The organism is Sphingobacteriales bacterium (assembly GCA_016699615.1).
Lineage (GTDB): Bacteria > Bacteroidota > Bacteroidia > Chitinophagales > JADIYW01 > JADJSS01.
This window is the reverse complement of record CP064984.1, coordinates 1,203,722-1,226,402: the sequence shown is the minus strand read 5'-3', so window position 1 is coordinate 1,226,402 and position 22,681 is coordinate 1,203,722. Positions and strand designations below refer to the sequence as shown.

Below are 22,681 nucleotides of genomic sequence, written 5' to 3'. Positions count from 1 at the left end.
GAAAATAATGCGTTCATTGCTAACTATCTTTTTAATTATTGGAATAGCAATCAATATTTATTTTGGGAAAATACATGGTAACGAATTATTACTAAGGCATCTATTTCATATTCTTGCTTATAGCATTTGTATGCTGAGTTTGCATAAATACTTTATGTTTAATAGACCAATTTATTTCTTAGCATCACTATTTCCAATTTACACACATACAACAGCACTTTTCAAAATGCAATACACCAATTATTGGTTCACATTATTTATACTCACAATTATACTATTGCTTGTAGGCAACTTCTATGTGATGAAGAAAGTAGCGTGAAAATCTATATTTATAGAAAAATCTAAGAAAACCCCATAATTACCTAATTTTAGGTATCAATTTAACTAATTTAGGTATTGCAGGAGCAATACAGTAAATGTATTTTTGTTTACAATTTTAATTTAATCTAAATAAGAATAAAAAATGAACAAAATTACACTTTCAATTGCATTATTAGTTTCTATCTTAGTTATCTCATGCAAAAAAGATGATGAAACAAAAACGCCACTTGTTGTTCCAACAACTTACGATACTACTGGATTTTCAGCTAATGTAGAAACAGAAAGAAACCTTAGAACTCAATTGTCAAACTTTGCAGCATACATACGCAAAGGTGATAATGTAGCCAACAAATTAGCATCAGATTCTTTAAACTATTATTTTACAATAGGCACACCAAGTTTAGAATCAACTACTGTATCTTATTATACTAATTTAATAGAAAACACATGGTTTGCAAACATAGTTACAGCAAGCCAAAATAGTTTTGATATTACAACAACACCAGAAAATACAGTAGGTGGCGTGTACATCAATAGACTATTAGACAGCAAAGGCAAAGAAATGTTGCAAGAAACAGAAAAAGGTATGTTTGCAGCAACATTATACAACCATTTGGTTACACTATCTCAAGGCACAGTTACAGCAGCTACAGTAGATAGAATGTTATATATCTATGGTGCACATGGTAGTTTTCCAAATACCAATACAGCAAACAAATACAACAACACCAGACACATACATAGCATTGTACACAGCACGTAGAGATAGATCTGCAAATGCAACAGGATTGTACAGACAAATAAAAGCAGAATTTATAAAACTAAAAGCAGCAGTAAATGCTGGTAGCGATTACAACCAAGAAAAAAATGAAGCTATTAGTTCTATCAAATTATTAGTAGAAAAAGCATTATTAGCAACAGTTGTAAACTATATGAATAGTGCAAAAACTAAAATAAACAAAGACATGCCAACAGATGCAGAAAAAATTGGTGCAATACATGATTTATCTGAGTGTGTAGGATTTGTTCATGGGTTTAAAGGTATAGCACAAAGCAATAGAAAGATTACAGATGCACAAATCAATCAATTATTAACATACTTAAATGCACCAGCAGGTGGAAGTAGCACTATGTACTTATTTGCTACAGAACCAGCTACAACTATAGATGGATTAGATGATGCAAGAGATTATGTACAAGAAATATATGGCTTTACAGATGCAGAAATGACAGACTTCAATGCAAACTGGATTTCAGCAGAAGGTAGATAGTATAAAATAATATACTATTTTTGCAAAAAATAAATACACAAATAATGAGAAAATCAGCATATATATTATTACTTACTACAATTGTATTCGTATTGTCTTGTAGCAAAACCAGTAACGACGATACAGATCAAAATATAGACAGAGCTGCTATCTTAGATAACTTGGGAAACATAATTGTACAAAATTATACACAACTAAAAACAGATGCAGATAGTTTAAATATATATGCTGATTCTTTTCAAACAAATACTACAGAACAAAATCTACTAAAACTTAGAAGTGCATTTGTAAAAACATACAAATCATTTCAAACAGTACAATTCATAAACTTTGGCAAAGCATTAGAGCTAAATATAATAGATGCTTTCAACAACTATCCAGAAGATACAACAATTATACTAAATGCAATACAAAGCAATAGCTACAACATTCAAACAATTTCCAACAAAGCAAAAGGCTTACAAGCATTAGACTATTTATTGTACGCAGTTAGAGATTATTCAACTACAGATTTAGTAAATTGGTACACAAATACACCAAATGCAAAATCTTATGTAAAGGCTGTAACAGCAGAAATAAAAAGACTAACAGATTTGGTAAATACTGATTGGAACAACCAATATCTAACAACTTTCAAAGAAAGACAAGGCATAGACCGTTCCAGTTCATTTTTTTTAATGACCAATGCATTAGTAGAAAATATCGAAAAATATGGTAGAACAGCGAAAGTTGGTATACCATTAGGCTACAACGGAATCTTTGAAGGCACAACACCAAGATTAGAATTAATAGAAGCAAGACATAGCCAAATCAGTATAGAATTATTAAAAGCACACATAGATGCATTTGGTTCATTTTTAAGTGGAAATAATGGTCTCGGCTATGATGATTATTTGAATGATATAGATGCAAAATTTAATGGCACATTGCTCAGTACAATCATAGAAACACAAGTAGCTAATATCAAAACCAAAATAAATGCATTAGAAGAACCATATGCAAGCGAAATTGTAGATGATAGACAAAAAGTAAAAGAACTATTTCAAGCATTTCAGTTATTAGTTATTACACTAAAAGTAGATGTTGCGTCAGCTATGAGTATCGATATTATTTATCAAGACACAGACGGCGATTAATAATATAATGTGAATAGAATATTCTATAACTTAGTATCTAAGCCAATACACATTGCGCCACTCATTAGTTTTAGAATATTATTCGGATTACTTACATTCTTTAGCACCACAAGATTTATAAACAGAGGTTGGGTTGCTCAATTATTTATAGAACCAGAATTTTATTTCTCTTTTTTTGATTTTATAAAACCACTTCCAGAACAAACAACCTATTACTTGTTTTACCTTATGGCAATTGCATCATTGGCAATTGCATTCGGCTTTTTATATAGATTATTTATAATAATTTATTTTATTATATTTACTTATTTTGAGTTGTTAGATAAGAGCAATTATCTCAACCATTATTATTTCATAAGTTTAGTCAGCTTTGTACTTATATTTTTGCCAGCTAATAGAGCATTAAGTATAGATAATTTGATATTTAAAAGAAAGAATGTAACTCACATTTCAGCATACAATATCAATATACTAATGTTAATGTTGGGCATTGTTTATTTTTTTGCAGGCGTAGCAAAAATAAATTCAGATTGGCTGTTAGAAGCACTACCACTAAAAATTTGGCTACAAGCAAAATACAATTATCCAATTATTGGTAATTTGCTTACGCAAAAAGCAACAGCCTATTTCTTCTCATGGGCAGGTTGCCTTTTTGATTTGAGTATCTTCTTTTTATTAATTAATAAAAAAACAAGAATATTCGGATATTTTGCGCTAATAACATTTCATTTACTCACATCATGGTTGTTTCCTATTGGCGTTTTTCCTTTCATTATGATAAGCTTAACTACAGTATTTTTTAGCGAAAACACACATCAAAAAATACAAGATTTTTTATTAAGATCTGATTGGAAAACAATACAAAAGAATATATACCAACCAGCACATCAAAAATTTGTAATTACATTTCTAATAATATTTGTTATCATCCAATTATTATTGCCATTTAGATATTTATTATACAAAGGCAATCTGTTTTGGCATGAGCAAGGTTTTCGCTTCTCATGGCGTGTAATGCTAATTGAAAAAGTAGGCTATGCATCATTCTATATCAAATCTGATGGAAAAGAAATCGTAGCAGTAGATAACCAAAAATACCTAACACGTACGCAGATAAAGATGCTCAATACACAACCAGACATGATGGTACAATACGCACAATTTCTACAAAAAAAATACACGCAATTAGGCTTCAAAAATCCAAAAGTATATGCAGAAGTCTATATTTCACTTAATGGTAAAGGTAGCAAGCTATTCAATCACACAAATATTGACTTATCTTTGCAAAAAATAATTGGAAACAAAAAGATTGGATAATACAATATGAATAAAAACTTATTATATATAATACTAAACTTTTTATGCATTTCCTTGTACGCACAAGATTTTGATTCATTATTAGCAATAGACACAGTAGTTAAAATTGATAATGTAACTATTACAGAAAACAAACTTGATAATGGAATAGACCAATCTTACTTAAAAAGTGTAGAACAATTTGCAATATATGCAGCAAAAAAAACAGATATAATTTCTATTGATAAATTATATACCATAAAAGCAAGAAATGTAGGCAGACAAATTTATGGGAAAGTAGCTGGTCTAAATATCTTAGAAAGTGATGCCTCAGGCTTGCAATTAGATATAGCAACACGTGGCTTAGACCCAAATCGTTCGTCAAGTTTCAATATCAGACAAAATGGTTACGATATGTCTGCAGATGCACTTGGCTACCCAGATGCATATTATACACCACCAACAGATGCTGTAGATAGAATAGAAATTGTGCGTGGTGCAGCATCATTACAGTATGGTACACAGTTCGGTGGTTTGATAAATTTTAAACTGAAAGATGGTTCAAATTACAATACACCATTGCACATTTCATTACAACAAACAGTAGGCTTATACAAGTTTTTTAATACATTCAATAGCATTGGTGGTAAGTACAAAAATTTCAACTATTACACATTCTATCAATATAGAAGAGGAAATAGCTGGCGACCAAATTCTAACTTTCAATCACATCATGCACACATCAATCTAAATTATGATATTACCGAAAAGCTAAGCATCAATACACAATATACATACATGTATTATGTAGCACAACAACCAGGCGGATTGACAGACAAACAATTTGAACAAGACCCAAAACAATCTAACAGAAGCAGAAATTTCTTTAAAGTAAATTGGAATTTATTGGCATTAAATTTAAAATATAAGATAACACCTAAAGCACAAATACAAACACAATTTTTTGGATTAATAGCAGGAAGAGATGCTATTGGCAACCTAAGCAATATACAACAACAAGATGTCTTAGGAACACCACGTACATATTTTAAAGATAAATATAAAAATATTGGCAATGAAACAAAATGGTTGTATAAATATAAAACAACACAAAAAAATAGTTTTGTATTACTTGTTGGCGCAAGATTTTACAAAGGCCATACAACCAAAATACAAGATTTAGGCGATACATCAACAACAGCATCATTCAACTTTTTAGCAGATAGTTTATCACAAGGTTCAGATTATAAATTTCCAAGTTTCAACTCAGCATTATTTGCAGAGCACCTATTTACCATAGGCAAATTCTCAATTACACCAGGCATCAGATACGAATACATACAAACCAAAGCGGATGGAAAATATAGAGAAATTAGCACATTTAATGAAGTTGTTATAAAAGACACAACAATTTATGAAACAAGAGAAAGGAAAAGACATATTTTCTTAGCAGGAATTGGCGTAAGCTACAAACCCAATACAAGCGTAGAAGTGTTTGCAAATTTTTCTCAAAACTATAGAGCTATTAATTTCAATGATATTAGAATTGCTTTAGCTGGACTAAGAGTAGATCCAAATATCCAAGATGAAAAAGGATATAGTTTTGATATTGGAACACGAGGTATTTATAAAAATATATTTAATTATAACGCAAGTGTATTTTATCTATCATACAATAATAGAATAAGCGAAGTACTACAAAAAAATACAGCAACCTACGCAATATATAGATACAGAACCAATATTGCACAATCACGAGCAGTTGGCTTTGATGTTTCATCAGAAGTAGATTTACTTAGAATTAAAAGCACCATAAATCAAGATTTTTCTCTCAAATTATTTGCAAACCTTTCCTATCTCAATGCTAGATATAAGAAAAGTGAAGACCATAATTTAGGCAATAATAAAGTAGAATACGCACCAGATTTTATATCAAGAGGTGGAATTGCATTTGCATACAAAACACTTAATCTTCAATTTCAATTCAATTATGTTTCTGAACAATTTTCAGATGCATCTAACGCAGAAATACCAACAGTAAATGCTATTTCTGGCATTATTCCAGCATATTATGTTATGGATTTCTCGGCAAGTTACACATACAAATGGTTTACATTAAAAGCAAATATCAATAACCTAAGTAATAACAGATATTTTACAAGACGAGCAGCTGGTTATCCTGGTCCAGGCATCATCCCAGCTGAGCCTATCAACTTTTTAGCTACGCTAATTTTTGATTGGGATTATAAAAAAAATAAAAAAGTTCAATAATTTTTATGGAATTCTGAAGTTTTTGCGTCATTATATAAATTCAAATTTATGACAGCATTACGAAATCAGGTTAATTTAATCGGAAACCTTGGTAAAAAACCAGAAGTAAAAACATTTGACAGTGGCAAACAAATTGTCACATTCAGCCTAGCTACATCAGACCATTATGTAGATAACAAAGGCGAGAAGAAACAAGAAACCCAATGGCACAATATTGTTGCATTTGGCAAAACAGCAAAAATATGCGAAACTTATTTAGACAAAGGCGCAGAAATTGCATTAAATGGCAAAATTGTCTACAGACAATATGAAGATAAAGATGGTAATAAGAAAATTATTACAGAAATTATTGCCAATGAGATATTAATGCTAGGCAAAAAATCTCAAAACTAATCAAGGAAAAACTTTCTAAGTAGTTGAGTAACCAATTATAGATTATGCTTTAATGAATCATATAATTTTAGATATTCATCTATACATTCAGGATTTTTCATAGCATCCAGAGAAATGCTTTTTTCTAATGGCATGCCCATTAAAATTTTTTTGATGGGCATCTCCATTTTTTTGCCACTTATTGTGTATGGCACAGCATTTATTTGTATAATTTCATCAGGCACATGTCGTGGCGAATACTTACTTCGTAATGTTTGTTTTATTTCTTTTACTAATGTATCATCTAAAGATTGAGTATCAGAAAGTACTACAAAAAGAGGCATATAGTATGAGCCATTATCTTTTTCAATACATATTACAAGACTATCTTTGATTAATTCTATACCTTCAACAGCATTATAAATTTCAGCAGTACCTATTCTTACACCGTCTCTATTTAGTGTAGCATCACTTCTACCAAAGATAATTACACCATCATTATTTGTAATTTTAATCCAATCTCCATGTCGCCATACACTTTGGTCATGTTCAAAATATGCTTGTAGATATTTTTTATTGTCTTCATCATTCCAAAAATATACAGGCATGTTTGGCATTGGCTCAGTTATCATAAGTTCGCCCAATTCATTCAACACAGAAATTTGTTCATCATTCCATGCATGTACACTTGCACCAAGCATTCTACATTGTATTTCTCCAGCATACACAGGCAAATACGGACAACCACCAACAAAAGCACTACAAACATCAGTACCACCACTAATAGAAATCAACCAAATGTCTTTTTTTATTTTTTGATAAATGTATTCAAAACCATCATTTGGTAATGGCGAACCAGTTGAGCCTAATGAGCGTAAATGTTTTAATTCATAAGTATTGCTGATGTCTAATTTTTCTTTCATACAAGAAATATAAAATGCGGCACCAATACCAAAATGATTGATTTTTTCTTTATCTACAAATTCCCAAACAGATGTAATGCTTGGGAAATTGGGCGCACCATCATAAATACATAATGTGCAACCTACCAATAATGAAGATAAAGCAAAGTTCCACATCATCCAACCAGTTGTTGAATACCACATAAATTTTTCTCCAGGCTTACAATCTTGATGTAATGCCAATGCTTTGTAATGTTCAATGAGATTGCCACCAGTACTATGTGTAATTCCTTTTGGCTTTCCTGTAGTTCCAGAAGAATACAATATCCAAATTGGATGATCAAAAGGCACTGCAACAAATTCTAAGTTTTCCTTTTCCTGTTTGTCATTCAATAACTCATTCCAACTTGAAAAATTGGGATGCTTATCATCAGAAATAAGAATCACATCTTCTAATGATGGAATACCTTGAACTATAGATTGTATAGTTTCTATTTTATTAAATCGTTTTCCATTATATTGATAGCTATCTGCTGCAATAAAAACTTTTGGTTCTATTTGCTGAAATCTATCAATAATACTTTCTGTGCCAAAATCTGGTGAGCAACAAGACCAAATAGCACCAATACTATTACAAGCTAAAAAAGCAATAATTGCATCTGGCGTATTAGGTAAGTAAGCAACTACTCTATCACCTTTTTGTATATTTTTTCTTATCAGGTATTGTTGAATGCTTAGTACTTTCTTTTCTAATTCTTGCCAAGAAATATATTGTGTAGCATTGTCTTCGTTTTTGTAGACAATTGCATGATTTTCAGCGTTTTTATTTCTAAAAATATGTTCTGCATAGTTTAGTGTTGCACCATCAAACCATTTGGTATCTATCATTCGAGTGTCACTTCTTTGTAGTATTGTTTTATATGGTTGATGAAATTTGATATTAAAGAAAACAGTAAGGCTTTCCCAAAACTCAGAAATATGTTCAATGCTCCATTGCCACAATTCATGATAATTACTAAAAGATACCGAATATCTATCTTCTATAAATTGTTGATATTTATAAAGATTCGAATCATTAATGAATGCTTGACTACCTTGCCACAATAATGCCATTTGTTTTTTTCTTAAAAGTAATTATCTATTTATTAAATCTGAAATAAAAACCAAAGGATTTTTTAGTAATTTTACAAATATCGATTAAAAGTGATAAATTCTACATTCGAACAAATATATAGTAACTTTCCAATGGCTGACAAAGAAGCTTGGAAAAATAGAATTATTAAGGATTTAAAAGAAAAAGATTTTAATGAATTAATTTCAAACACAGAAGATGGAATAGAAATTTTACCATTTTATACTACTGATGATAATCATAAATATCAATTAGAAATACCAACAACTTCATACCAAGATTGTTTAAATACAGCAATAGTAAAAGTATCTGATGCAAAAGCAGCCAATGCACAAGCAATACAGTTACTACAACAAGGCATTCAAGCTATAATATTCGATGTAGAAAATAAAGATATTACACAATTAGATGTAGATGTTTTAGTTCAAGATATTCAAGCAGAATATGCACCTATCTTTTTTGATAATTATATACAAACATCAAAACACATATTAGAAGACAAAATACCTAAGAGTACAATATCGAAAATATATGTACCACAACAAAAAAGCAAAGTAAACGAATTGCTTTATGCATTACTTAGAATATACCATAGTGATGAAACACAATTTCGTGTACATTTTATAGTTGGACAAAATTTCTTTTTAGAAGTTGCCAAATTCAGAGCATTTAGATGGTTGCTTGCACAACTAAACAGATTGCATCAAAGCAATAAAGAAATTACTTTAATAGCAGAAACTGGCTTTGAAAATAGAAGCGATGATGTATTAGAAAATAATATTCTAAGAAATACAACAGAAACAATGAGTGCAATACTTGGTGCTTGTTTTGGAATCATTGTTCATCCTCATGAGAACACAAATTTAGGCAATAGAATAGCTAGAAATGTAAAGAATATTCTAAGCTTAGAAAGCAACTTTAAAATAGAAGAAGAATTTACAAAAGGTAGTTATTATGTAGAATACCTTACTTACCAATTAGCACAAAAAACTTGGGATAAACTATAATAAATACAATACTTAGAAAGAAAATATATTAAACAAAAAAGCAGACCTTTTGGGGTCTGCTTTTTTGCGCTCCCTCTTGGACTCGAACCAAGGACCTACTGGTTAACAGCCAGTTGCTCTAACCTGCTGAGCTAAGGAAGCATCATTTTTAAATAATGATGTGCAAATGTAGGTATTTTAAAATAAATATGCAATATTTGCACAAAATTTTTTTTATGAGTCTTTTAATCGTTGGTACAGTAGCTTTTGATGCAATAGAAACACCATTCGGAAAAACAGATAAAATCACTGGAGGATCAGGCAATTATATCGCACATTCTGCTGGGAAGTTTATCCAAAATATGCAATTAGTAAGTGTTATTGGCGAAGATTTTTCTACAGAAGAACTAGATTATCTTAAAAGTATTGGTACAGATATTTCTGGAATTGATATAAAAAAAGGAGAAAAATCTTTCTTTTGGAGTGGAAAATATCACATGGATTTAAACAAAAGAGATACCTTAGTTACCGACCTAAATGTATTAGCAGATTTTAATCCAATATTACCAGACAATTTTAAAAAACCAGAATTTCTAATCTTAGGTAATATAGATCCAGCATTACAAATAAAAGTAATTGAGCAATTAGAAGAAAGACCAAAGCTAATTGCAATGGACACCATGAACTTCTGGATGGATATAGCATTAGACAATCTAATGAAAGTAATAGGAATGGTAGATTTGTTAATTGTAAATGATGAAGAAGCAAGACAATTAACAAACGAATATTCATTAGTAAAAGCAGCACAAAAAATTAGAACATTTGGTCCAAAATACCTTATCATTAAGAAAGGAGAACATGGAGCATTGCTATTCCACGAAAATAAAGTATTCTACGCACCAGCATTACCACTAGAGGAAGTTTTTGACCCAACAGGTGCTGGAGATACATTTGCTGGTGGATTTATGGGATACTTAACAAAAACACAAGACTTATCTTTCGAAAATATGAAGCGTGCAGTAATATTTGGTTCTGCAATGGCTTCTTTCTGTGTAGAAAAATTTGGTCCACAAAGATTGAAAGAACTTACACAAGAAGAAATAGAAGAAAGAGTAGAAGTATTTGTAGAGCTAGTAGATTTTGAAATAGTACTAGCCTAATCTTTCAAACAACATAATATATGTGAGAATAATAAATTCATTATTCAATAACAGCTATTTTTCTTCTTTTATTGCTGATTACTTATAACTTTGTAGATTAATTTTTTATAAAGATGAAAAAAACACACATCATTGCATTATTGTTAGTAGCAATCATGATAGGTGTATTGGTTGCACTACTTGGAGATTTTAGCAGATACGAAACCTTTGAATCAAATTATGCAAAAAAAGGTAAAGAAATTAATGTCGTAGGTGTGCTAAACAAAGAAAAGGGCATAGAATACGAACCAACAAAAAATCCAAACTTATTTTCAATGTATGTGTTAGATGCAGAAGGCGAAGAAAAAAAGTAATTGTAAAAAAAGCAAAACCAAGAGATATAGAACGTAGTGAAAAAATAGTTGTAATTGGAAAAATGAATGGAGATGTGTTTGTTGCAGATGATATTTTGATGAAATGTCCGAGCAAATACCAAGAAAAAGAGGTAAAAATATAATGAATGAATATATATAGCGATGCCAAAGACATTATCTACGGTCAGTTAGGACACTTTTTTATCATATTAAGTTTTGTTTCAGCCATTGTTTGTGCTATTGCTTATTTTATAGCCACACAATTTTCAGAAAATAAAGAAAATGCAAGATCTTGGATAGCATTCGGACGCAAAACTTTCGTTGTACATACCATTGCTGTAATTGCAGTTTTTGTTTGTTATACATAATATTATTAACACACGCATTTCAATACAAATATGTGTGGCAACATTCATCAAATGAATTACCATTCTACTACGTATTTTCAGCCATGTGGGCAGGACAGGAAGGTAGCACTCTACTTTGGATGTTTTGGATAGCCATTGTAGGTTGCGTACTTATCGTTAGAGCAAAATCTTATGAGTCTGGTGTGTTGTTTTTTATGGCATTAGCACAAGTACTATTAGGTTCTATGCTACTCGCCATTTATATTTTAGACTCTAAATTAGGAAGCAATCCATTTGCATTACTAAAAGATACAATGGATATTCCAGTTTTTAAGATGAATCCAAACTATGTACCAGCAGATGGAACAGGTTTAAATCCTTCATTACAAAACTATTGGATGGTCATTCATCCACCAACATTATTCTTAGGTTTTGCATTAACTACAGTTCCTGCGGCATTTGCTTTCACATCTTTATGGAAAAGAGAATACACACAATTTGCTAATGCTGTTCTACCATGGACATTATTAGCATTGTTAGTATTAAGTGCAGGAATATTAATGGGTGGCGCTTGGGCATACGAGGCATTAAGTTTTGGTGGTTTCTGGGCTTGGGATCCAGTAGAAAATGCATCATTAGTACCATGGTTGGTATTAGCAGCAGGCTTACATACATTATTAGCATATAAGCACACAGGCTACTCATTGCATGCTACCTATTTGTTTTTCTTAAGCTCATTTTTATTAGTATTATATTCTTCATTTCTTACCAAAAGTGGCGTTCTAGGCGATTCTTCAGTACATTCATTTACAGACATGGGCATGAGTGGTCAATTGGTAGTTACTATTTTTGTATTTCTTGTTCCTTCAATAATATTATTTATATATAGAAATTATAAAAAACAAATTCCAGCAAAAGAAAAAGAAGAAAAAACATACTCAAGAGAGTTTTGGTTATTTATAGGTGCATTGTTCTTTATCGTTTCAGCATTACATATTATTGTGTTGACATCATTTCCTGTTTTCAATAAGTTGCCATTTATAAAAAATAAATTAGCACCACCATCAGATATTATATCACATTACAATAACGTGCAAATTTGGCTGGCTGCATTTGTGGCAATAATCGCAGGCATCACTCAATATTTCAAATACACACAAACAGAAACAAAAGCATTTTATAAAAACTTTATCATAAGTACTATACTAAGTATTGTATGTAGCTTATTGTTTATTATACCATTCAAAATTTATCGTATAGATTATATATTAATGCTAATTACAGCATGGTTTGTAATTTTTACAAATGCAGAATATATATTTAGAGTACTAAAAGGAAAAATAAAAGTAAGTGGAGGCGCTGTTTCGCATATTGGTTTCGGATTAATTTTAATAGGAATCATTGTTTCGCAAGGAAAACAAGAAGTAATTTCATTAAACAGTTATGGTATAAACTATGGCTCAGGTTTTACAACTGAAGAAAGTGCAGAGAATATTTTATTATACCAAAACGAACCACAGAAAATGGGAAAATACTTAGTTACATATTTAGGTGATTCTGTTGGTGAAAAAAATATTTATTTTAATGTATTATATCAAAAAATTAAGAAAGACAATTCTTTTGGAAAGAGTTTTGTTTTAAGTCCAAATATTTTGATAAATGCAAAGATGGGTAACAATCCAGTGCCATCAACACGTAAAACGCTCACATCTGATTTGTACACACACATTACCATGGCACCACTAAAAGAGGATGGCTCACAACCAGACTCTATCATTAAAGATACTTATACATTAGGCATTGGCGATACCATAATGGCATCTAATGCATTTGCAATTATACAAGGCATCAACGCAAATGCAACGATAGATGGTTTTGAGAAAAAAGCTGGTGATGTGGCAGTAGGCATCCAACTAAAATATATAGATTTAGACACGCAATACATCATAGAGCCAATTTACTTTATCAGAGATATGTTTGCAACATCTATTGCTGCAAATTCGCACAACAATCAAGTAAGAATTGCTGTAAGTAAAATTATTCCAGAACAAAATAAATTTGAATTTATTGTAGAACAAAAACTGAATAAGTACATAATCATGAAAGCCATTCAGTTTCCATTCATCAATGTTTTATGGTTTGGTATTTTGGTTATGCTATTTGGTATTTTCTTAAGTATCCAAAAACGTATCAAAGACAACAAAAGATTGTATGCAAAAAATTAAATCTGCAACTTTTATTGGAAGTGGAAATGTGGCAACTCATCTTGCACAAATATTGTTTCAAAAAGGAATTGTAATTAATCAAATTTGTAGTCGTTTAATATCTAATGCAGAAATATTAGCACAAAAAGTAAATGCAGAAGCAATAGACCATATCAATGATATCAAAGAAAATGTAGATATCATATTTTGTTGCACCAAAGACGATTTAATTTTTAAGATTAGTAATAAAATTGCAGAACAAAAAAGAATACCATATATTGTACATACATCAGGTACTGTTGGTTTAGAAGTTTTTGATAGTATAAAAGATAAATTTGAAGCAGTTGGTATCTTTTATCCATTACAAACTTTTTCTAAAAATAATGCTGTTGATTTTTCTGAAATTCCAATAGGCATTACAACAGAAAACAAAACATTGCAAAATAATTTACTTGAACTATCATCACGAATAACAAAAAACGCATTTATAATAAGCGATGATGATAGAAAACATCTGCATTTGTCAGCTGTATTGGTTAATAATTTTGTCAATCATCTATTTGCAATTGCACAACACTATTGCAAAGACAATAATTTAGATTTTAATTTACTTAAACCATTAATCTATCAAACAATTAGTAAAATAGATACTGTACCAGCTATTGATGCACAAACAGGACCAGCCAAAAGAAACGATCAAGAAATTATACATAAACACTTAGACATGCTGAATGATGATATTTTGACGAAAAACATTTACCAAGCACTTACAACAAGTATCATTTCCATGTACCATGGGAAGAAGAAATAGTAATGTTACCTATACATGTATCGCTCTGTTTTCTGTAGCAGCCAAGCAAGCTTCTTTCATAGCTTCAGTGTATGTTGGATGCGCATGACTCATTCTAGCAATATCTTCGGCACTTGCCCTATATTCCATTGCTACCACAGCTTCAGCTATCATATCTGCTGCTCTGGCACCAATCATATGTACACCAAGAATCTCATCAGTAGTAGCATCAGCCAATACTTTTACAAAACCATCAATATCCATACTTGCTCTTGCTCTACCTAATGCACGCATTGGAAAATTACCAACTTTATAACCAATATTTTGTTCTTTCAATTGTTTTTCAGTTTGCCCAACAGAAGCAACTTCTGGCCAAGTGTACACAACACCAGGAATTAAATTATAATTGATATGAGGTTTTTGTCCAGCTAAAGTTTCTGCCACAAATACACCTTCTTCTTCTGCTTTGTGTGCCAGCATTGCACCACGCACCACATCACCAATAGCATATATGTTTGGTACTTCTGTTTGTAAATGAGCATCTATGCTTATTTGTCCACGCTCATTTGTTTTTAATCCAATATTTTCTAATCCAAGATTGTCTGTATATGGTTTTCTACCTATAGCAACCAAACAATAGTCTGCCTCTAAAGTAATTTCTTGTCCTTTTTTATCTAAAGCCGTAACACTTACAGATTTTCCATTATTCTTTGCACCAGTTACTTTGTGTGATAAATAGAATTTCATTCCAAGTTTTTTCAAATTGCGTTGTAGTTCTTTTCCTAAATCATCATCCATCGTTGGAATGATTTTATCCATAAACTCTACAACAGCTACTTCTGTACCCAAACGTTGGTACACAGAACCCAATTCCAGTCCAATTACACCACCACCAATTATTACCATGCTTTTGGGTAAATCTTGTAATTCTAAAGCTTCTGTAGATGTAATAATTCTTTTTTTATCAATAGGTAAAAAAGGTAGTGAAGATGGTTTTGAGCCAGTAGCAATAATAGTATAGGTAGATTCTATATTTTCAGTACTATTATCTAGTTTTTTTATTTGAATGGTATTTTTGTCTACAAAAGAGCCAAATCCATTATAAACTGTGATTTTATTTTTTTTCATCAAGAAGTCAACACCTTGACAATTAACAGCAACTACCTTTGCTTTTCTGTCAATCATTTGCTTAAAATTGACTTTTGGTGGTTTTGGCAAATCTATACCATGTTCAGTAAAATTATGTACGGCATTATGATAATGCTCTGAAGAATCTAAAAGTGCTTTGGATGGAATGCAACCTACATTTAAACAAGTACCACCTAAAGTACTATATTTTTCAATAATTGCAGTATTAAACCCTAGCTGTGCGCATCTAATTGCAGCTACATAACCACCAGGACCAGAACCAATAATTGTTATATCGTGTTTATTCATTCTAATAGATATTTATTCAATATTATAAAACAAAGATACATTAATATTGTTGATTTTTAAATTATACACTAGCTAATGCTTATGTTTTATTAACTACTTTCTCTAAATTCAATAAAATAATTCAATAAATTAATACACTTAACATACATTTAATTTAATGTTTTTTAGAAAAAATAAGCTTAGTATATTATATTTGCGACACAATTTAAACAAGTGTTCAAAACATCAGCAAAATATTCTTATCTATTCATCATCATTTCTTTATTTGTAAGTACAGCAATGTTTGCAGAGACGCACGCACCAAGTACAGAAAATCATAATAAAGAAGGAATTGCAGAAGTTGTTGAAGAGGAAGTAGATATTGTAGAAACTATCTTACATCACGTATCTGATGCAAATGAAAATCACCTAGGATCAATAGGACACAAACACATTTCTATTCCTTTGCCTTGTATATTAATCAATAAAGAAACAAAGAAACTTACCTTTGTAATGTCATCAGCATTCCACAAAACGCATGAAATAGATGGATATAAATTAGAACATGGCAGAGTTGTTGATGCACAAACAGGAAAAAGAGATACATTCTATGATTTGTCAATAACAAAGAATGTATTTAATATGATGATAGCATTCATAATCTTAACTATCATTTTCTATAGTATAAAAGGAGCATATGCCAAACGAAAAGGACAAGCACCTAAAGGACTTCAATCATTTTTTGAGCCAATCATTGTATTTCTTGTAAATGAAGTTGCAAAACCTAATATTGACAAAATATGAAAAATTTTTACCATACTTATTATCAGTTTTCTTTTTCATATTAATTAATAATTTATTAGGATTAGTACCATTTTTAGGTGGCATCAACTCATCTGGAAATATTTCATTCACATTAGTATTAGCTATGTGTTCTTTGTTATTAATAAATCTTAATGGTAATAAAGATTATTGGACACACGTATTTGCTATGCCTGGTGTACCTAAATGGGTATTAGTAATCTTAACACCAATAGAAATATTAGGTGTGTTCTTGAAGCCAGCAGTATTAATGTTACGTCTATTTGGAAACATAACAGGTGGTCATATCGCAGTATTAAGTATTGTATCTTTGATATTTATTATGGGTGAAATGGGTGAAAAAATGGGTGGCGCAGCAGCAGGAGGATTTATTGCATTCCCAATATTGTTGTTTGTAAATGCAATGGAATTATTTGTAGCATTTTTACAAGCATATGTATTTACATTATTGACTGCAATATTTATTGGAGCAGCAGTTGAGGAACATCACCATGCAGAACATCATTAAATTAATTATTATAAATCAAATTATTAAACAAAAAAATTAAATTTTTAAAGTTATGACAGGATTTGCAGCATTAGGAGCAGGCATGGCAGCATTGGCAGCCGGAATCGGAATCGGATTAGTAGGTAGCAATGCAGTACAAGGTATTGCGCGTCAACCAGAAGCAACAAACGATATTAGAGGTGCTATGATCTTAGCAGCAGCTTTGATTGAAGGTGCAGCTATCATCGGTATGATTTTATCATTCTTGATGAACTAATACAGGCTTTAGTAAATTATTTCTTATAACCATTACAGCAGTTGCTGTAATTAAAAACTTGTAATATGTTATTAAAGTTTGATACTATGTCTTTATTAACACCAGACTTAGGCTTGGTGTTTTGGACTACAATTATTTTCCTAACTTTTTGGTTCTTAGTAGGCAAAAAAGCACTAAAACCAATAGCAAGTGCAATCAAAGAAAGAGAAGATGCTATCAATGATGCATTGAACGCAGCCGATAAGGCAAAAGCTGATATGACAAAATTGCAAGCAGACAATGCAAATCTATTGAGAGAAGCAAAAGAGGAGAGTACAAGAATTTTAAAAGAAGCAAAGGATATTAAAGAGTCTATTATTGCAGAAGCACATCAGTTGGCTAAAGATAATGCAGCAAAAATTGTTGCAGATGCAAAATTAGAGATTGATAGTCAAAAGAAAGTTGCAATTGCAGAAGTTAAGAAAGAGGTTAGTCAGTTGTCAATTGATATAGCACAAAAAGTATTAGGCAAAGAATTAGATAGTTCTAAAGATCATCAAAGCCTTATCAATTCTTTAGTAGATAAAGTAAATCTAAATTAATAATGTCAGCAGAAAAATTAGCCAATAGATATTCAAGTGCTTTCTTTGATGATGCTGTAGCAAATCAAAAATTAGAAAAAGTAAAGCAAGATGTAAATCTAATTGCGCAAACAATTACTGTAAGTAAAGATTTTGATAATTTTATTAAAAACCCAATCATTGAAACAAGCAAAAAGCAAAGCGTAATTCAAGAATTATTTGCAAGTAAGCTAGACACTGTTACGATGAATTTCTTAAAATTATTGATTGTCAATAGAAGAGAAATGTATTTGCCACTAATTTTAAAGAAATTTGTGAATAAATACAATGATGTAAATGGCATTACAGAAGTAAATGTAAGTGTAGCAGAGAGCTAGATGCAAGCAACACAAAATAAAATAGAAGACTTTATTAAAAAACAATCTGGAAAACCAAATGTAAAAATCAATCAAAAAGTTGATGCATCTATACTTGGTGGTTTTGTGATTGATTTTGGAGATAAAATTCTAGATAACTCAGTCAAATATAAATTAAACAAGATTAGACAAGAATTATTAGCATAATTATACAACAACTCTAAACTAAATAAAATGGTAGAAGTAAGACCAGATGAAATATCAGATATACTACGCAAACAATTAGGTGGCGTATCTACAGAAGCAGAACTAGAAGAAGTAGGCACTGTATTACAAGTAGGTGATGGTATTGCTCGCGTGTACGGATTAACAGAAGTACAAGCTGGAGAGTTAGTAGAATTTGACAGTGGCGTAAAAGCTATTGCATTAAACCTTGAAGAAGACAATGTAGGTGTTGTATTGATGGGTGCTACTGATTCTATAAAAGAAGGAGACAAAGTAAAACGTACTAAGCAGATTGCATCAATTAATGTTGGTGAAGGAATGCTTGGTAGAGTAATTAATACATTAGGTGAGCCAATTGATGGCAAAGGACCAATAGTTGGACAAACGTACTCTATGCCAATAGAACGTAAAGCACCAGGTGTTATCTTTAGACAACCAGTGAACGAGCCATTACAAACAGGAATTAAAGCAATTGATGCAATGATTCCAGTAGGTCGTGGACAACGTGAGTTAATCATTGGTGATAGACAAACAGGAAAAACTGCAATTGCTATTGATACCATCATCAACCAAAAAGAGTTTTACGAAAGAGGCGAAACTGTATATTGTATCTATGTAGCTTGTGGACAAAAAGCATCTACAGTAGCAAATATAGCTAAAACATTAGAAGAGAATGGAGCATTGCCTTATACTGTTATTGTAGCAGCAAATGCATCAGATCCAGCACCATTACAATTCTACGCACCATTTGCTGGAGCAGCAATTGGAGAATTTTTTAGAGATACAGGTCGTCCAGCGTTAATCGTTTATGATGATTTATCTAAACAAGCTGTGGCATATCGTGAAGTATCATTATTATTAAAAAGACCACCAGGACGTGAAGCATATCCAGGTGATGTATTCTACTTACACTCACGTTTATTAGAGCGTGCAGCAAAAGTTATTGCACGTGATGAGATAGCAGCAAATATGAATGATTTACCAGAATCTTTAAAAGGTATTGTAAAAGGTGGTGGTTCACTTACTGCATTACCAATTATTGAAACACAAGCTGGTGACGTATCTGCTTATATTCCTACCAACGTGATTTCAATCACAGATGGTCAGATATTCTTAGAGTCAAATTTATTTAACTCAGGTGTTCGTCCAGCTATCAACGTAGGTATTTCTGTATCGCGTGTGGGTGGTAATGCACAAATAAAATCTATGAAAAAAGTAGCTGGTACATTAAAATTAGACCAAGCACAATATAGAGAACTAGAAGCATTTGCTAAATTTGGTTCAGACTTAGATGCAGCTACAAAATCAGTGTTAGATAAAGGTAAGAGAAACGTGGAAATATTGAAACAAGCACAATATTCTCCATTAACAGTAGAAAAACAAGTAGCTATTATATATTTAGGTTCAAAAGGTTTATTGAGAAATGTTGCAGTAGATAAAGTTGGCGCTTTTGAAGATGCATTCTTATCAACTGTTGAACAAAAACATGCTGATGTATTAGCAAACTTGAAAAAAGGCAAATTAGAAGATGAAGATTTGAAAAAATTAGAGCAAGTAGCTAAAGATTTAGAATCATCATTTGCATAATCTAAAATAACATAAGACGTGCCAGGAAATTTAAAAGAAGTAAGAGGAAGAATTGGGTCTGTAAAATCAACAATACAGATTACAAAGGCTATGAAAATGGTATCTGCTGCTAAATTAAAAAGAGCAACAGATAGAATTGTACAAATAAGACCTTACGCAGATCAACTTTCTGAAGTATTACAAAATTTAGTGGCAAATCTACAAGGCGAAGTAAATATTTCTTACGCTGAAGAAAGAACCATAAATAAAGTATTAATTGTTGTAATAACATCAGATAAAGGTTTGTGTGGTGCTTTCAACGCAAATACATTAAAAGCAACTAAAAATTTACTTTCAGAGAAATACGCTGACTTAAATGCTGAAGGTAAAGTAGATTTACTTACAATAGGTAAAAGAGCTTTTGAAGGTTTTAAAACAGGAAGCAAAGGTTATGTAAATAAAGACTTTGTGAACATATTTCATCACTTGAATTTTGAAGATGCAGCAAAGGCAGCAGAATATATTATGTATGCTTTTGAGCAAAAAGTATATGATAGAGTAGATGTAGTATATGGTAAATTTAAAAATGCTGGAACACAAATAAATACAGTAGAGCAGTTTTTACCAATATCTACAGAGAATACAGGCGCAGCTAAGAAAAAAGCAGATTATATTTTTGAGCCAGAGCAAGAAAAAATATTGAAAGATTTAGTACCAAAAATATTAAAAACTCAATTTTTTAGATATTTGTTAGATTCAAATGCTTCTGAGCACGGTGCAAGAATGACAGCAATGGACAAAGCTACTGAAAATGCAAATGAACTATTGAAAACATTAAATATCATGTACAATAGAGCAAGACAAGCAGCAATTACAACTGAATTATCAGAAATCGTATCTGGTGCAGCTGCACTTAGCAACGGATAATATATAGGTTACTTTCGATGTCCTAGAAACATTGGAAGTATATAATCTCAACCGAATACTTAATGTATTCGGTTTTTTTTATTTAAACATTTTAAAAATAGAGAATACTTGTTTATATTTGATATAAAATTATGACTAATGAAAAACTTATTATTAGTGTTTGTATTCTTAATTGGGATACAAATATGCAAAGCAGAGTATGTAATCATACCAGATGATAATTTTAGAGCTGTGTTGAAAGCATTGTACCCAACTTGTTTTGATGCAAGTGATAAAATGGACGTAACATGCAGTCAAATTGTAAATGAACTCAGTTTAAGTATAGAAAATAATGACATAGCAACAATTTCTGGCATTCAATATTTTACTTCATTAACTTATTTGAATTGCTATAATAACCAGATAACAAATTTGCCATCACTACCAGCTTCGTTAACTTATTTAGACTGTAGTTATAATCAAATAACAAATTTGCCAACTCTGCCACCATCCTTAGAAAAATTATTTTGTAATAATAATCAAATAATAGAATTACCAATATTGCCATCTACATTAACAGATTTATTTTGCGATGTTAACCAAATAACAGATTTACCAATATTGCCGTCTACATTAGTAGTTTTGAATTGTGGCTATAACCAGATAGCAGATTTACCAATATTGCCTTCTACATTAGTAGATTTAGATTGTCACTCAAATCTTCTGACAAAATTACCATCACTACCGTCCTCATTAATGTCCTTGCATTGTTACAACAACCAATTAACATACTTACCATCATTACCCACTTCGTTAAATTATCTAGACTGTAGTAATAATCAGATAACAGAATTGCCATCACTGCCATCAACATTAAAGGATTTGAAATTTAGGCATAATCAAATAAAAGAATTACTCCTACTTCCTTCTACCTTATATCAATTGGATTGTGGAAATAATCAATTAACAGCCTTACCAACCCTACCAGATATGCTGCAAGGATTGGTTTGTGATGGTAATCAGATAACAGATTTGCCTCCATTGCCATCTACGTTAATAGTTCTATACTGTAATAGCAATCAATTAACGACGATACCAATACTACCAAATACTATATATAGTCTTAATTGTAGTAATAATCAATTGAGAGAATTACCTTCCTTACCAAATACGTTACAGTATCTATATTGTGAAAATAATCGATTAGAAGCCCTTCCGTCTTTGAGTAGTGTTTTAAATACTTTATATGTTAGAGGTAATAACTCTTTGTATTGTTTACCAGTATTACCTGCAAGTTTATTAGGGCTATATGTTTATAATACAGGCATTACCTGTTTGCCTAATGCAATAAATACTAATGCAACAGTGGACATAACAATACCTATTTGCACCTCCACATCTAGTATTTGTAAAGTGAATCCTTATGTACAGGGAAAAATTTATATTGATGGAAAGCATAATGGTAAATATAGCATAGGTGAGCGATTAATCTCTTAACAAATTGTAAATGTATTTCACAATAATT

General features: G+C 31.0%; 23 protein-coding genes, 1 tRNA gene and 1 pseudogene. 22 read left to right on the top strand and 3 right to left on the bottom strand.

The window, feature by feature from the left end; genetic code table 11:
• Positions 1–7: 7 nt before the first annotated feature.
• The 7 genes from IPK18_05735 to IPK18_05705 all read left to right on the top strand — a co-directional run bounded on the left by IPK18_05735 (position 8) and on the right by IPK18_05705 (position 6,688).
• Positions 8–319 (top strand): hypothetical protein, encoded by a 312-nt coding sequence (locus IPK18_05735; GenBank protein ID QQR99009.1) that lies wholly within the window; start codon positions 8–10, stop codon positions 317–319.
• Positions 320–463: 144 nt separating this feature from the next.
• Positions 464–1,084 (top strand): hypothetical protein, encoded by a 621-nt coding sequence (locus tag IPK18_05730; GenBank protein ID QQR99008.1) that lies wholly within the window; start codon positions 464–466, stop codon positions 1,082–1,084.
• Entirely contained in the window at positions 1,005–1,592 is a 588-nt protein-coding gene (locus IPK18_05725; GenBank protein QQR99007.1) for a hypothetical protein, read from the top strand. Before IPK18_05730 ends, IPK18_05725 begins: the two co-directional genes overlap by 80 nt.
• Positions 1,593–1,636: 44 nt before the next feature.
• Positions 1,637–2,728, top strand: coding sequence for an imelysin family protein (locus tag IPK18_05720; GenBank protein QQR99006.1), 1,092 nt, complete (start codon positions 1,637–1,639; stop codon positions 2,726–2,728).
• 9 nt (positions 2,729–2,737) lie between these two features.
• A complete protein-coding gene (locus IPK18_05715; GenBank protein ID QQR99005.1) occupies positions 2,738–4,045 on the top strand; it encodes an HTTM domain-containing protein in 1,308 nt (435 codons plus the stop codon).
• A gap of 6 nt (positions 4,046–4,051) precedes the next feature.
• Entirely contained in the window at positions 4,052–6,295 is a 2,244-nt protein-coding gene (locus tag IPK18_05710; protein QQR99004.1) for a TonB-dependent receptor, read from the top strand.
• Positions 6,296–6,343: 48 nt separating this feature from the next.
• Positions 6,344–6,688 carry a single-stranded DNA-binding protein gene (locus tag IPK18_05705; protein QQR99003.1) on the top strand — a complete coding sequence of 115 codons (345 nt, stop codon included), beginning with the start codon at positions 6,344–6,346 and terminating at the stop codon, positions 6,686–6,688.
• Positions 6,689–6,723: 35 nt separating this feature from the next.
• On the opposite strand, the gene IPK18_05700 is transcribed toward IPK18_05705, so the two are convergent.
• A complete protein-coding gene (locus IPK18_05700; protein QQR99002.1) occupies positions 6,724–8,682 on the bottom strand; it encodes an acetoacetate--CoA ligase in 1,959 nt (652 codons plus the stop codon).
• Between the two features lie 132 nt (positions 8,683–8,814).
• Between IPK18_05700 and IPK18_05695 the strand changes: the two genes are divergently transcribed.
• On the top strand, positions 8,815–9,708 hold the full coding sequence (locus IPK18_05695; GenBank protein QQR99001.1) for a hypothetical protein: 894 nt from the start codon (positions 8,815–8,817) through the stop codon (positions 9,706–9,708).
• 67 nt (positions 9,709–9,775) lie between these two features.
• Here IPK18_05695 and IPK18_05690 read toward each other — a convergent pair.
• Positions 9,776–9,849 (bottom strand) — tRNA-Asn (locus IPK18_05690).
• A gap of 74 nt (positions 9,850–9,923) precedes the next feature.
• Between IPK18_05690 and IPK18_05685 the strand changes: the two genes are divergently transcribed.
• The 5 genes and pseudogenes from IPK18_05685 to IPK18_05665 all read left to right on the top strand — a co-directional run bounded on the left by IPK18_05685 (position 9,924) and on the right by IPK18_05665 (position 14,562).
• Positions 9,924–10,847 carry a sugar kinase gene (locus tag IPK18_05685; protein ID QQR99000.1) on the top strand — a complete coding sequence of 308 codons (924 nt, stop codon included), beginning with the start codon at positions 9,924–9,926 and terminating at the stop codon, positions 10,845–10,847.
• A gap of 113 nt (positions 10,848–10,960) precedes the next feature.
• Positions 10,961–11,343, top strand: a pseudogene (locus IPK18_05680) (cytochrome c maturation protein CcmE).
• Positions 11,344–11,346: 3 nt separating this feature from the next.
• Positions 11,347–11,568, top strand: coding sequence for a hypothetical protein (locus IPK18_05675; GenBank protein QQR98999.1), 222 nt, complete (start codon positions 11,347–11,349; stop codon positions 11,566–11,568).
• Entirely contained in the window at positions 11,556–13,772 is a 2,217-nt protein-coding gene (gene ccsA, locus IPK18_05670) for a cytochrome c biogenesis protein CcsA (protein ID QQR98998.1), read from the top strand. Before IPK18_05675 ends, ccsA begins: the two co-directional genes overlap by 13 nt.
• Complete coding sequence (locus IPK18_05665) at positions 13,759–14,562, top strand: DUF2520 domain-containing protein (GenBank protein ID QQR98997.1); 804 nt, start codon at positions 13,759–13,761, stop codon at positions 14,560–14,562. Before ccsA ends, IPK18_05665 begins: the two co-directional genes overlap by 14 nt.
• Positions 14,563–14,571: 9 nt before the next feature.
• On the opposite strand, the gene lpdA is transcribed toward IPK18_05665, so the two are convergent.
• Positions 14,572–15,978, bottom strand: a complete 1,407-nt coding sequence (gene lpdA, locus IPK18_05660) for a dihydrolipoyl dehydrogenase (GenBank protein QQR98996.1) — start codon at positions 15,976–15,978, stop codon at positions 14,572–14,574.
• Positions 15,979–16,191: 213 nt separating this feature from the next.
• Between lpdA and IPK18_05655 the strand changes: the two genes are divergently transcribed.
• The 9 genes from IPK18_05655 to IPK18_05615 all read left to right on the top strand — a co-directional run bounded on the left by IPK18_05655 (position 16,192) and on the right by IPK18_05615 (position 22,653).
• Positions 16,192–16,761: a hypothetical protein gene (locus IPK18_05655; GenBank protein QQR98995.1), complete on the top strand. Its 570-nt coding sequence runs from the start codon at positions 16,192–16,194 to the stop codon at positions 16,759–16,761.
• Positions 16,748–17,287, top strand: coding sequence for a F0F1 ATP synthase subunit A (locus IPK18_05650; protein ID QQR98994.1), 540 nt, complete (start codon positions 16,748–16,750; stop codon positions 17,285–17,287). The genes IPK18_05655 and IPK18_05650 overlap by 14 nt, the downstream gene beginning before the upstream one ends.
• Positions 17,288–17,339: 52 nt before the next feature.
• On the top strand, positions 17,340–17,543 hold the full coding sequence (gene atpE, locus IPK18_05645) for an ATP synthase F0 subunit C (GenBank protein QQR98993.1): 204 nt from the start codon (positions 17,340–17,342) through the stop codon (positions 17,541–17,543).
• Positions 17,544–17,629: 86 nt separating this feature from the next.
• Complete coding sequence (atpF, locus tag IPK18_05640; protein ID QQR99303.1) at positions 17,630–18,124, top strand: F0F1 ATP synthase subunit B; 495 nt, start codon at positions 17,630–17,632, stop codon at positions 18,122–18,124.
• 2 nt (positions 18,125–18,126) lie between these two features.
• Positions 18,127–18,480: an ATP synthase F1 subunit delta gene (atpH, locus tag IPK18_05635; protein QQR98992.1), complete on the top strand. Its 354-nt coding sequence runs from the start codon at positions 18,127–18,129 to the stop codon at positions 18,478–18,480.
• Positions 18,481–18,666 carry a F0F1 ATP synthase subunit delta gene (locus tag IPK18_05630; protein QQR98991.1) on the top strand — a complete coding sequence of 62 codons (186 nt, stop codon included), beginning with the start codon at positions 18,481–18,483 and terminating at the stop codon, positions 18,664–18,666.
• Between the two features lie 27 nt (positions 18,667–18,693).
• Positions 18,694–20,271 (top strand): F0F1 ATP synthase subunit alpha, encoded by a 1,578-nt coding sequence (locus IPK18_05625; GenBank protein ID QQR98990.1) that lies wholly within the window; start codon positions 18,694–18,696, stop codon positions 20,269–20,271.
• 18 nt (positions 20,272–20,289) lie between these two features.
• Positions 20,290–21,177, top strand: coding sequence for an ATP synthase F1 subunit gamma (atpG, locus tag IPK18_05620; protein QQR98989.1), 888 nt, complete (start codon positions 20,290–20,292; stop codon positions 21,175–21,177).
• A gap of 138 nt (positions 21,178–21,315) precedes the next feature.
• On the top strand, positions 21,316–22,653 hold the full coding sequence (locus IPK18_05615; GenBank protein QQR98988.1) for a leucine-rich repeat domain-containing protein: 1,338 nt from the start codon (positions 21,316–21,318) through the stop codon (positions 22,651–22,653).
• Positions 22,654–22,681: the final 28 nt, after the last annotated feature.